This window comes from Microcoleus sp. N9_A2 (genome assembly GCF_036701775.1).
Classification (GTDB): Bacteria; Cyanobacteriota; Cyanobacteriia; order Cyanobacteriales; family Microcoleaceae; genus Microcoleus.
Window position 1 is genome coordinate 54,220 of record NZ_JAUBRH010000005.1, and the last position, 12,493, is coordinate 66,712.

Below are 12,493 nucleotides of genomic sequence, written 5' to 3' on the forward strand. Positions count from 1 at the left end.
GGAGATGGGGAGATGGGGAGATGGGGAGATGGGGAGATGGGGAGATGGGGAGATGGGGAGATGGGGAGATGGGGAGATGGGGAGAGTGGGAGATGGGGAGATGGGGAGGCTAATAACTAATGACTAATGACTACTGACTAATGAATGAAATGAAAACTTTACTGCCAGATTTTGAGGCTACGCGCAAGTTTGGTATGGCGTTAGGTCGATCGCTCCCCGCCGGCACTGTAATCTTATTACAAGGAGATTTAGGTGCGGGCAAAACTACCTTAGTTCAAGGTATCGCCGAAGGTTTGGGAATCTCCGAACCTGTGGAAAGTCCTACTTTTACCCTGATTAACGAGTATTTTGCAGGGCGAGTTCCGCTGTATCATCTAGATTTGTATCGACTGGAACCCGAAGAAGCCGAGGCTTTGCACTTAGAGAGTTATTGGGACGGGTTAGAAAGGGATTTGGGAATTGTGGCGATCGAATGGGCGGAAAGATTGCTGTACAAACCAGAAAATTATTTGCAAATTTCTTTGAGTTATCTCGATAACGGGCGGCAAGCTGAAGTAATTGGTAATGGCGAGTTATTGGATTGGCAATGGGAAAATTGAGAAAGGGCGATTCCCTACGGGATAGCTACGCTTCACGAACTTACTGCGGCGGGCGGTTGACTCGAATCAATTTTTCCCTCAAAGTTTCTTCACCAGCAATAGCATCATTAATGCGTGTTGCCAACCTTTCTAGATTTTTCTCGTCTGTACACACGATAATACCAGCATGATTTGGTTGTTGAGTGTGCAAGCGAATGAAATGCCGACGATTTTGCGTCATAACCGCCCGATCGTTATTCACAGCAAAGGCTAATACTTCGGGGTCATCATCTCCGGCATTTCCTGCCTCTTGAATAGTCAGGGCATCGTGACCTAAATTTCGCAGCAATGCCACAACAGGAAACGGGAACTGTTCATCTGTTCATCTGCATAGAGACGTGCCATAAATTATACTTCCTGCATCATTGCTGCTGCTTCTTCTCGGAGTGCTGTTTCAATTTCTTCGGAGTTAGCCTCCGCATAAGTCCAGACATTTACTAAGTTTGCAGCATTCAACTGGGGATAAAATTGTAGAAGTTCAGCATCACTTGAACCTTGACGGCGCCAACTCACGAACAGCCAAACGGGAAGTCGAGTTTTGGCAATGCAAGCATCGCCGCCACACAGGTCGGGAGTTTTGGTAATTCCTGGCCAGCTATTGTTTAAACTTTGGGTTAAAAGCCGGATGGCTTCAGCTTTCTCAGTCGGAGTTAAGGCCAGGAGTTGTGTTTCTAGTTCTTGGAGAAGCATGGGTAAAATCGCCTTTGCGATGCAGGAATACCCAATTATAACACTTGAGTTAAATTCATGCTTACTCAGCGTCAAATGTCAAAGCTTCCCCCCTAACCGTTGTATCCAATTTCCCATTTTCAAAAACAACTTTTCCTCCAACAACAGTCACAACTGGCCATCCAGTCAAACTCCAACCTTCAAAGGAACTCCAGCCGCACTTACTCGCCATTTCTGCTCCGACAACCGGGCGATACTTCTCCAAATCTACTAATACCAAATCGGCATCAAAACCCGGAGCAATTTTCCCTTTATTGGGAATTCTATAAGCCTTAGCAACTGCCGCCGACATCCAATTAGCAACTTGTGCCACTGTACATCTTCCCTCTACTGCTTGCGTCAGCATCAAAGGCAAAGAAGTTTCGACTCCGGGCATTCCCGACGGCGTATTTGGATATTCTTGAGCTTTTTCTGCTAATGTGTGCGGCGCGTGATCGGTGGCGATAAAATCAATTACGCCGTCGAGTAAAGCTTGCCAAAGTATTTCGTTATCGCGGGTATCCCGCAAAGGCGGATTCATCTGAGCTAAACTGCCAATGGTTTCATAAGCGCTGGTATTTAACAACAAATGCTGCGGCGTCACTTCCGCCGTTACCCAAGTCGGTTTTTCCTGGCGCAAAAACTCGGCTTCATCGCCAGTTGAAAGATGCAGGATGTGCAGTCGGCGTTGATATTTTTTAGAAAGTTTTACGGCTAGTTTAGTTGCTAACAACGCTGCTTGATTGTCTTGAATTTGTGAGTGCACGGCAACATCGGAAATGCCGGCAAATTCCTGACGGCGCTGATTGATTCTAGTTTGATCTTCGGCGTGTACTGCAATTAGCCGATCGCCCTTTGAGAAAACTCGCTCTAAATTTTCCTCTCCATCCACCAACAACTGACCGTGCATCGAACCCATAAACACCTTAATTCCCGGCGTCGGATTCGCACTCAACAAATCCGGCAAATTCTCGGGCGTTGCACCAATAAAAAAGCCGTAATTCACCAAACACTTCTCGGCAGCGCGACTTAGTTTATCATCTAAGGCAGCTTGGGTTGTGGTCAGAGGTCGGGTATTCGGCATTTCCAGAAACGATGTCACGCCGCCTTTAGCGCAAGCACAGCTAGCCGTAAACAAGTCTTCCTTGTGTTCTAAACCCGGTTCCCGGAAGTGTACCTGGGGATCAATTACTCCGGGTAACAGAGTTAAGCCTTTGGCATCTATTTCTCGATCGCCAGATTCGGCAATTTCCGCAGCAACCTTGACAATTTGGCGATCGCAGATTTGCACATCTCCTACCAAAAACTCACCATTGGGCAAAAGAATGCGAGCGCGACGGATTAACAAACTTGATTTGGGAGTCATAAGATATCATTAATTGAGTAAACAGCGTGCTAGCATGGAAGCATTATTAAGTTTATAATTCGTATCCAGCTCAGTCACTACAATACCCTATGACTCGTCTAGACAAGTCAGCCGACGAAAAACCTCCGCAAGACACGGAAAATCCTTGGATCGAAGGAATTAAGACGATCGGCTTAGCAGCATTTTTAGCCTTTGGTATCCGCACCCTGGTTGCCGAAGCACGCTACATTCCCACCGGCTCGATGCTCCCAACCTTACAAATTAACGATCGATTAATTATAGATAAGGTCAGCTATCGATTCCAAGAGCCCCAGCGAGGAGATATTATCGTATTTATGCCTCCTGACCCGGCTAGTTTGTGCACGGGACAGCCGCCACCGATCAAAGATGCCTATATCAAGCGAGTGATCGGACTGCCGGGGGACAGTGTGGAAGTCAGAGAGGGAAAAGTTTTTATTAACAAGCAGCCGCTACAGGAAAAATATATTGAAGAAATTCCGCAGTATCCCTACGGGCCTGTAGTTGTAGCTCCAAATTCTTACTTGGTGCTCGGCGACAACCGCAACGCAAGCTGTGACAGTCATTACTGGGGCTTTGTACCCAAAGAAAATATCATCGGTAGGGCGATCGTCCGTTTTTGGCCACTCAACCGCACAGGGTCGATCGACCCCACGCCCCTTTATCCCGCTAAAAATTAGCTACCACGCACAACCCGCAGATTTCCACCTGCGGTTGTCAGCTTAAATGACCAATTCCCATTTCCCACGATCAACTAATCAACGGTTAAACGAGATTTAATAGGAGATTTCGGGAGAACTTTCACAAATTTATGACCTCATAAACCCGGTTTATTCCTAAATTTCTACCTATCAAACGCAAAAGCAAAACTCGTAGAAACCGAGTTTCTCGCCCGTAAATCTCAAATGGAAAAAATGGAAAATCTGAAATCGACTTACCAGAAATAATTGGTTGAAAGCCTCTCCATTGTAGATAGAAATTAAGAGAAGACTATTCATTACTCCAATCCTCTTCCTTCGAGGTAGAGGTCGCCCTCATCTGTCAACAGTCAACAGTCAACAGTCAACAGTCAACTGTCAACTGAATGAAGTTTCGCGATCGAGCACTTTCACAACTTTGTTGTACATATCCTCTGCTTCTTGCTGCGAGTTGCCGATACTCGTCAATCCCAATTTGCCAAACTCCGACAAACAGCCCATTAAATGAAACACACTCCCCGTCTCAGTACCGCTGTCAAAGTGCAGTTGATTGTCAGCAATAATATCCATCAAATCATTCGGTAACAATCCCCGATAGCGCTCTTTTTTTAAATTGTCCGAAGCAACATAATATTTCGGACGACCCTGCTGGCTGTAAAATAATCCAGTAGTTCGCTCGTACCGACCGTTTGTTAACAGTTTAAGCGCCATAAACGGATGAGTTGTGCCTCCTTTCCGCAAGTTAATTTCTATTGCTTGCATATCCCATTTCCCATCGGATTGCTTTACAGCGAGAAAATCTACTCCAAATCGCTCTAAAGCCCCTTTTCCGGCTAAGTTTTGCCCCACTTTCCATCCCAATTCTTGCAACGCCAGCCGGTAAGATTCGTCCGCAGGAAATCGGCAACCCAAGAAAATTTGACCGTCTGGGCCTCCTAAAATTTGGTCGTGAGTGGAGAGAATTTCTACTTCGCCGCTGGGAACAATTCTGCCTTGAACGCTGGGCGAGAACTTTTCTTCTCCTTCGATAAATGCTTCGGCAATTGCCCCTAATTCGGGAATCCGGCTGCTAAAATTTTCCCAGGTTTCGCCTGTGGATTGAAAGCGCAAATTATGGAAGCAATCCCCAATTGCCTTCGCTCTTTCTTGAGGCGCTTTGCCTGTCAGGGAACGCAGATCTAGAATTGCATTCCCTTCCCCCGAAAAACCTTCATTTAACTTAATTACGATCCGTTGCAAATGTGGCTGCCGTGCCCACAACTCGGCCGCAGCTTCCGCTAAATCTTCCGCATTCCAAACCAACTCGGAACCGTCAGGATAAGGCACGCCACATTCTTTAAAAATTTGCCTGCTACCGCTTTTTGTTCCCCAGTATAACAGATCGGGATCGCTGGCCCACAAAGGAATCCCCAATTTAACAGATAACTCGCGTTCTAATGGCGTCGAGTTATAACAAACCATATAAGATTTTGTCGGCCGCACTGCTTGACGAATGCGCTCCATCAAGCGGGGACGATCTAAAATTTTCTGGGTGAGGGATTTGGCAGAAGCATCGTAAGCACTGAACAGCAAAAGCCGATCGCGCGCGTGAGAAAATGGTATTCCCGGCAGCAATTGCAGGTAATAATCCACAATCATCGGGTGCAACGGTTCCGAAGTAATGTAAATTAAGCGCGTGCGGGGATTTCGCAGGCGAATCAATGAAAATAAATGCCGCTCTTCGTAGTGGTAAGCACCCTCCACTTTCTGCATTTCTTGCTGATCTAAGCTGAGAGAGGGAATAATAATAATGTCACAATCTCCGCTGTCGAATTCTTCTATTGCTCGCCAACGTTCGCGTAATTCTGTCTGAAGATTGCGAAACTTCTGCGCCGATTCGGAAGATGAATTATTTAACTCTTGCATTGCGTTTTATCCTAAGTATTCAAATAATTATTGCTGATGAGGTAGCGTGCGTCAGCCCAGATATCTGAGACAACTCAAACATTTTTTTCCGGGGTACCTTACCGGGAATATTGACAAAAATGTCCAAATAGTGACTTAAGGTGCGTCAGATCAAATATTTGAGGCAACTCAAACAGTTTTTTCCGGGACACGCTACCGGGGATGCTCGGAAATTTCTGTCAAGTTACTTTAAGAAGCTCGCCGCACTCGAAAAAGTCTGGCATATTCCAATATAGGCTCTAAGCGGCGTTGATTTTGCTTGATTGCCGATCGCAATTTTTCCGAAGGGCGGAACACCAGAGGAGCCGAATATTTGTTCAGCATTTCCATCTCTGGCGACTGGCTCAGCAGCATCAGCCGTACATCTTTGTCAAGCAAATAACTCAGAGAAAGCAAATCTCCCATGTTAGTAAAATCGTTACCGCGATCGCTAATTACAATTGTATCTTTAATCGACCGGTTAGCTATCGCCTCTTTGTTAATAATTTTCGCAACTTCAGCATTTAAATAGCTCAAGTCTTTGCTCCACCAAGTATCAGAAAAAGCGCTGACCGTACAGGATGATACACTTGCTGTAAATACCAAGGCTAAAATGACTTGCCAAAACCGCTGCTGAGTTCTCACGTTACTGGCGAGCAAGTAAGCAACTGCTAGCTGCACTCCCGGAAAGCAAGAAATCAGATAGCGGCTGACGGCGGAACGTTTGCCACCTAGGATTAGATCCGGTAATGCCAGTATCAAAAAAGGCACAAAAATTGATGTTAAAATAAACAGCCAAGTAGAAGTGCTAACCAGGCGGCATATTTTGTAAAGGGCTGCCGCAATTAACAGCAAAAATGGCCATCTCAGCAGATAAGTCCAAATATTATCAAACCCGAAGTCGAAGTCAAAAAATAAGGCTGTAAAGCTGAGCGTCCACAGTTTTGCTAGATACAGCCAACCCGGAGATACTCGCGTCCAATCTGTCGTCGCTGAGGCTCGTCCCAGGTTGGTTGCCAGCACGTAAATCCACGGCAGATACAAGATTAAAGCTGCTGTTACTGCTAAAAAAAATTGAGAATTAGTGAGATGACTTCGCAATTTTCTTTTTTTAACAAACACCCAGCAAGAAATTATAAAAACTCCGTGTCCGATGAGTGTTAAACTGAAAAAAGGGTGAGTGTAGAAGCCGATCGCGATCGCCAGCGAGTAATAGACCCAATTTTGCCAGCCCCGCAACCGCACTGCTCTCAACAGCAGCCAACTGCTACCAATAACTGCGGCTGTCAGCAAACTGTACTGCCTTGCTGTCTGGGCAAATAAGATGTCAAAGGGAGATAAAGCTAACAGTGCTGTTGCTACTAAGGCCACATTTTTTGAGGCGAAAAGTTCCTGAGCTAAAGCGTACATCAAAGGCAGCGACAGCAAACTCAATATTGCTGGCAAACTGCGGGATGCTGCTAGAGAGCTGCCAAATTGCTGCATCCACAAACGAGCCATGAGAAAGTACAAAGGCGGATGTTGTGGGTCTTCTAGTGCTAAAGAACGAATTGTGTCTGCTGCTGTACTTCCCGGTTTTATCCGCTGATATTTCTGCAATTCTGGTGCGGGAAAAATCCGGTTTTGGAATAGTGCGTCGTCGATTTCTTGGCGGGTGAAACCAGCGGCGCGGATAGATGTGTAAACTTCGTCGTGCCAGTACAGTTTGCGATCGAGATCGAAGAACCGAAATCCGATTCCTAGTAAAATGCCGAGCGCCAATAGGTTCATCAGCCAGCGGGAATTTTTAGGATTAACAGATGTGTCTTGAGGTGTTGTAGATGCCATGCTTGTCCTTATTGTGGCGATCGTCCGAGAGGAACTGTAGATCATCCTAGACCTCACTCCGAGAGCTCTTGATACCAACTCCATACCCCAACCGACAATAATTCTACCCTCTGCCGGATGCCGAATACCTTCTAGACCAGAGCCTTCTGAAAGCTGGCTCAGGCTCAACCACCCCCAAAATCAAGAATCTTCAGCCAGATCATCCCAGAAGCTCCAGAGCCCAAAAATAACTGCTAACATACGTGTTGTACAGTTAATCAACAAGCTCCGCAAGGGGTCTACCCGCGTACCGAAAATGGCAAAAAAAGAAGCTTCTACAAAAACTACTGAAAACACAGAAAAGCAAAAAGCCCTAACTTCCGTACTGTCCCAAATCGAGCGCAGCTTTGGCAAAGGGGCGATCGTCCGATTGGGAGACTCCACTCGCATGAGGGTAGAAACCATCCCCACCGGAGCCCTGACACTGGACATCGCTTTGGGCGGCGGTTTGCCAAAAGGTCGAGTTATTGAAATTTATGGCCCCGAAAGTTCCGGTAAAACCACTCTAGCGCTCCACGCGATCGCCGAAGTCCAAAAATCCGGCGGAATCGCAGCCTTCGTCGATGCCGAGCACGCCCTCGATCCCACCTACGCCTCAGCATTAGGCGTAGATATTGAAAATCTCTTAGTTTCCCAGCCAGATACCGGCGAAATGGGCCTAGAAATAGTCGATCAACTCGTCCGTTCCGTCGCCGTCGATATCGTAGTAATTGACTCCGTAGCCGCCCTCGTCCCCCGCGCCGAAATCGAAGGCGACATGGGCGACTCCCACATGGGTTTGCAAGCGCGCTTGATGAGTCAAGCTTTGCGGAAAATCACCGGCAATATCGGCAAATCTGGCTGTACCGTCATCTTCCTCAACCAATTGCGGCAGAAAATCGGCATAACTTACGGCAACCCCGAAACCACAACCGGCGGCAACGCACTCAAATTCTACGCCAGCGTGCGGCTCGACATTCGCCGCATTCAAAGCTTGAAAAAAGGTACAGAAGAATACGGCAACCGCACGAAAGTTAAAGTTGCTAAAAATAAAGTTGCTCCGCCTTTCCGCATTGCCGAATTTGACATTGTATTTGGCAAAGGCATTTCTACTTTAGGCTGTCTGACTGACTTGGCAGACGAAATGGGAGTAATTCTGAAAAAAGGTTCTTGGTATAGCTACAACGGAGAGAACATAGCTCAAGGACGAGACAAAGTGATCCAGCACATGGAGAAAAACATCGATTTCAAAAATGAAATTGAGGAGCTAGTTAAAAAGAAACTTGAGACTGGTGCTGTGGTTTCTGCTAATTCTGTCGCTCCTGTTGAGGTAGATGTTGATGATGATGTTGAGGATGATGATGTTGATAATGTTGATGATGACGCTCAAGATGTAGGAGATATGGAAGAAATCTAAATTTTGTAGTGATTAGTCATTGGCAATAGTAGGTTGGGTTTCAATACAGAAACCCAACCTACTATTGTATTATTGCTGTTGCGATCGTGTGCTGCCTGTGTGCTTTTATCTTTCGAGGAGCCGAAGGTTACTCAAAGCAAAGGGTTAGCAGAGACAGCTATGCTAATAGATTAGCAATCTCCCGGTGCGATCGCAAGTACACCTTACCCGGTGATATTTAAACCTTTGCCTTTGGTTTGTAGTGAGGACTAAAGTCCTCAGATTTGATGAGGACTAAAGTCCGAACGATCAAACACTTTTTTTTACCAGAAAAAATTGGTTTAAAGCCTCTCCCTTAAAGGCGAGAAATTAAAAGAAGACGATTCATTACTTCAATCCTCTTCCTTCTAGGTAGAGGTAGCTGTCAACTGTCAACTGTCAACTGTCAACTGTCAACTGTCAACTGAAGGGTAATTGACCGGAACTGATATCGCTTACGATCGCTTATTCAGGCATAGAAACTGGCTGAAAGTATTGAGAATTAGCGCGCACATAACAGTTTTGTCTTGTCCGCAACCAGGGTTGACCGTTCGCCATCGTAATCGCATTTACTCCCCTGAGTTCAGCAGCAATTGTATCTCTATCCGCGCGGTAAACTTGTTGAATTGCTCCGTTTGGCGTCTTGCGGCAGTTGAGTTGTCCATCTCGCGACGTGACTCGCCAAGCAGGCCAAGTTGCAGAACCAGCAGTTTCAGTCAACCAAGTATTAGAATTGCTAGAAGTATAGTCGCCACTTGCATTAGGACGCGGTAAAGATTCGACTAAATTTACTTTAAATGTCTGGCCAATAGAAGGACAATTTTCTCCTCCTTTCACCTTCCAAGTAACTTCGGCTCCCAATTGGCTGCTCCTTCCAACTTGACGCCTAACAATGGTAATATCCCCAGAACAAACAATTTTTCTGCCAGGGCCGGTCGCACTGTCTTTGAAAGTCCCATTGTAATAGTAAGAGCCTGCTGCTCCTTCGGAACGGGTAATTTGAATATTGCCCAAAAATTCCCGATTGCCTACTTTTGTCAAGTAAAAACCTCTGGGATTGTTCGCTTTTTCTGAAAGGTTTAAAGTAGTTTTACCGTTAGGATTAACATAAGTCGTAGCGCTAGCAGCACCGCACCAAATTAATGACAGAACTCCTGTGGATAACAAAATGGAAAGTTTTTTCACAGCAACACCTTGTATGATATGAATCTCTATTTTATTTATAGCTGTTGGTGAAGATATTTAGCCAGTCGCTCAAATGAGTGTCACTCATTTGAGCGACATTCTAACGACATAGGGGCAATCGCCCAGGATTGCTACTACAAATTCGGCAACCACGGGGGATTGGCACTACTGCGTAATTCCGAAAAATCAACTCTGCATAACTTCACCTTGCTTCAGCTCCCTTCAACTCTCTTCACTTTTCTGCACCTGCATCACGATGCCTGCAAGTTTCCACTTCTGACTCATTGCAAGTTCCAATTATTGGCAGCAGAATAAATTTATATACGTAAGTAAGGGAGTTCAAATCACCGCTAGATACTGTGGATTTTACGGCTACTTCCGGGTGGGTCAAGTTGCCGCAAGTAACACTAGCCAGATTTTGGCAACTGGCAGATTTCACCTCTGAGGCTGTTTGTAAAGAAATGTAAAAGCTCCTGATCGCCGATTGGTTTGACAGAAAGTACGATTTTTAAGCTGAGTCGGTAAAAAAAGTCGTCTTGATTCAGCGCAAAAATGAACTTGACAAACACAAATTAATTTGCGAGAAAATTAATTCATTGTTGAAGGGAGAATAAATCATGGCTGACGGTCAATTAGAAGTTATATTAAAGATGGCTCAAACAATTAATCCTCAAATTGAGAGCGATCGACATTTTGAAATAGACTTGGCGAAATTGCGCCAACTGCCAGCAGGAACATTAGGGTGCTCAGTGGCGCAATTTTTAGACGAACAAGGGTTTGAGCCGATCGCATCGGGAGACTGGATTCAGCGAAACCACGACGTTTGGCACGTTCTGACTGGTCTTTCAGCTTCAACAGAAGATGAATTTATACTTCAAGCGTTTACTCGTGCTCAAGTATTTCGTCCTTCTTGTGCGATTTTAGTGTTAGTTGGACTGATCAGCGGCAAATGCGCGATCGGACAAATTATCAAAGGCTTAAAACATGGAAAATTAGCCACTAGGCTAATTGACTGGGATGTTGCATCTGATTGGGAAACTCCTTTATCTGAAGTTCGAGAAAAACTCGGAATTCAACCATTCATTGATTAGATATTAACTCGTTACCTCATTGCAAAAGTATGCAAAGCAAAAGTTACAAACCGGAAATTAGCCTGAGCCCACGGGAAAGAGCGATCGCGCAATTAGTAGCCCAAGGCCTGCCAAACAAATGTATTGCCAAAAATTTAAATATCAGTCACTGGACGGTTGCTACTTACGTGAGGCGGATTTTTATCAAACTCGGTGTTTGTTCCAGAACTGCGATGATTGCACTGCTGATCCAAGAAAATTTGCTCTGGGACTGATCAATAAGTCAATACGCTTCAGTTAAGCCCGATCCCCCCTAGCCCCCTTCTTAAGGGGGGAACAAGAACTTACTCAAAGTCCCCTTTCTTAAGGGGGATTTAGAGGGATCTCCGAGGAATAAACAGTTTTAACCCAAGCGTATTGATCAATAAGTAGGGTGCGTCAGATATTAAGAACGGGCAAGATGCCCGTTCCACAAAAATTCAATGTTCTTGTGGAACGGGCATCTTGCCCGTTCTTATTTACAAGCGTTAATTTTTTTCTATGCCAAAGCCACAGAACCAGAAGAATTTCTCAGAAAACTCAGCAATTCTCGATTCACCGTTTGCGGCGCTTCCTGCTGAATCCAGTGACCGCAATTAGGGACTAATTTTAACTTAAACGGAGCCGTAATTAATCTGTCTAAACCTTCTACAAGTTTGTGGCTCAAAAACGCATCTTCTTCTCCCCAGAGCACCAAAGTAGGCACTGTCACAGGTTCTAATTTCTGCCCCAAATTCCAAAGCCTCTGCGGGTGAAACATCTGCCGGTAATAATTGATAGCGGCAGCTAATACTCCCGGCTTTTCTAAAGCAGTCTGATAAATCTTAGTTTCCTCAGCGCTAAAAGATCCTTTGCGAACAGCTTGTCCTTGGAAAACATTGTGTACAAAATCTTTCAAGTTTTGCCGGATCAACCATTCGGGAATGCCGGGAACCTGAAACGCCAAAACGTACCAACTGCGGCGGATTTGATCTAAATTGCTCGCCATTTCCTGCACGAATCGCTGCGGGTGCGGAGCGTTTAAAATTGCCAAGCGGTTGAGTTGTTCGGGGAATTTTTGAGCTAAGTGCCACGCGATCGCCCCTCCCCAATCGTGACCTACAACGTGAGCTTTTGTATAACCGAGGCTCGCAATCAAACCGCGAATATCGGCGCTCAGCGTATCTAAATCATAGCCGCTTGTCGGCTTGTCGGAATCGTTGTAGCCCCGCAAATCCGGCACCACAACCTTAAAATGACGCGCTAAGGCAGGGATTTGATGACGCCAAGAGTACCAAAACTCTGGAAACCCATGCAGGAGCAGAACGAGCTCGCCTTCTCCTTGAGAAACGCAGTGCAGGCGGATGTTGTTGGTTTCAACAAAGATGTGTTGCTGTTCGGAATCTAAAGAATTCATAGTTGGAAAGTTAGACTTATTTTCGGGAAGTACACAACCCGCCGACTGGTAGCAGGCTGAAACGGCCCCGTGGTTTTAATTTTTCTACTTTTATTGTAGCTGCTTTTCGCTCCCCGTCGCTGCAATCTAATTAAACTTAAAACTTGTAGGGTTTTTCGGTGTCCTGTTTTTT

12 protein-coding genes are annotated in these 12,493 nt (G+C 45.6%); 5 read left to right on the forward strand and 7 right to left on the reverse strand.

What is annotated here, in order from left to right:
* The first annotated feature begins 149 nt into the window (after nt 1-149).
* Entirely contained in the window at nt 150-599 is a 450-nt protein-coding gene (gene tsaE, locus QUA44_RS04370) for a tRNA (adenosine(37)-N6)-threonylcarbamoyltransferase complex ATPase subunit type 1 TsaE (RefSeq protein WP_333248930.1), read from the forward strand.
* A 40-nt stretch (nt 600-639) separates the two neighbouring features.
* Here the strand turns inward: tsaE and QUA44_RS04375 are convergent, their stop codons facing one another.
* The 3 genes from QUA44_RS04375 to QUA44_RS04385 all read right to left on the reverse strand — a co-directional run bounded on the left by QUA44_RS04375 (nt 640) and on the right by QUA44_RS04385 (nt 2,712).
* Nucleotides 640-933, reverse strand: coding sequence for a DUF5615 family PIN-like protein (locus QUA44_RS04375; protein WP_445243631.1), 294 nt, complete (start codon nt 931-933; stop codon nt 640-642).
* Between the two features lie 53 nt (nt 934-986).
* Entirely contained in the window at nt 987-1,328 is a 342-nt protein-coding gene (locus tag QUA44_RS04380) for a DUF433 domain-containing protein (RefSeq protein ID WP_333248815.1), read from the reverse strand.
* A 61-nt stretch (nt 1,329-1,389) separates the two neighbouring features.
* Nucleotides 1,390-2,712: a dihydroorotase gene (locus QUA44_RS04385; protein WP_333248812.1), complete on the reverse strand. Its 1,323-nt coding sequence runs from the start codon at nt 2,710-2,712 to the stop codon at nt 1,390-1,392.
* 89 nt (nt 2,713-2,801) lie between these two features.
* Here QUA44_RS04385 and lepB point away from each other — a divergent pair, with 89 nt between their 5' ends.
* Complete coding sequence (gene lepB / locus QUA44_RS04390) at nt 2,802-3,410, forward strand: signal peptidase I (protein WP_333248809.1); 609 nt, start codon at nt 2,802-2,804, stop codon at nt 3,408-3,410.
* 396 nt (nt 3,411-3,806) lie between these two features.
* Here lepB and QUA44_RS04395 read toward each other — a convergent pair whose 3' ends face one another.
* Both QUA44_RS04395 and QUA44_RS04400 read right to left on the reverse strand, forming a co-directional pair.
* On the reverse strand, nt 3,807-5,333 hold the full coding sequence (locus QUA44_RS04395; RefSeq protein WP_333248804.1) for a peptide ligase PGM1-related protein: 1,527 nt from the start codon (nt 5,331-5,333) through the stop codon (nt 3,807-3,809).
* Nucleotides 5,334-5,561: 228 nt separating this feature from the next.
* Nucleotides 5,562-7,178: a glycosyltransferase family 39 protein gene (locus tag QUA44_RS04400; RefSeq protein WP_333248801.1), complete on the reverse strand. Its 1,617-nt coding sequence runs from the start codon at nt 7,176-7,178 to the stop codon at nt 5,562-5,564.
* A 295-nt stretch (nt 7,179-7,473) separates the two neighbouring features.
* On the opposite strand from QUA44_RS04400, the gene recA reads away from it, so the two are divergent.
* Entirely contained in the window at nt 7,474-8,613 is a 1,140-nt protein-coding gene (gene recA / locus QUA44_RS04405; RefSeq protein WP_333248799.1) for a recombinase RecA, read from the forward strand.
* A gap of 483 nt (nt 8,614-9,096) precedes the next feature.
* Here the strand turns inward: recA and QUA44_RS04410 are convergent, their stop codons facing one another.
* Nucleotides 9,097-9,816 (reverse strand): hypothetical protein, encoded by a 720-nt coding sequence (locus tag QUA44_RS04410; RefSeq protein ID WP_333248797.1) that lies wholly within the window; start codon nt 9,814-9,816, stop codon nt 9,097-9,099.
* Between the two features lie 617 nt (nt 9,817-10,433).
* Here QUA44_RS04410 and QUA44_RS04415 point away from each other — a divergent pair.
* Nucleotides 10,434-10,907 carry a Coq4 family protein gene (locus tag QUA44_RS04415; RefSeq protein WP_333248793.1) on the forward strand — a complete coding sequence of 158 codons (474 nt, stop codon included), beginning with the start codon at nt 10,434-10,436 and terminating at the stop codon, nt 10,905-10,907.
* Between the two features lie 29 nt (nt 10,908-10,936).
* Entirely contained in the window at nt 10,937-11,161 is a 225-nt protein-coding gene (locus QUA44_RS04420; RefSeq protein WP_333036912.1) for a helix-turn-helix transcriptional regulator, read from the forward strand.
* A 263-nt stretch (nt 11,162-11,424) separates the two neighbouring features.
* Here the strand turns inward: QUA44_RS04420 and QUA44_RS04425 are convergent, their stop codons facing one another.
* Nucleotides 11,425-12,321 carry an alpha/beta hydrolase gene (locus tag QUA44_RS04425; RefSeq protein ID WP_333248791.1) on the reverse strand — a complete coding sequence of 299 codons (897 nt, stop codon included), beginning with the start codon at nt 12,319-12,321 and terminating at the stop codon, nt 11,425-11,427.
* Nucleotides 12,322-12,493: the final 172 nt, after the last annotated feature.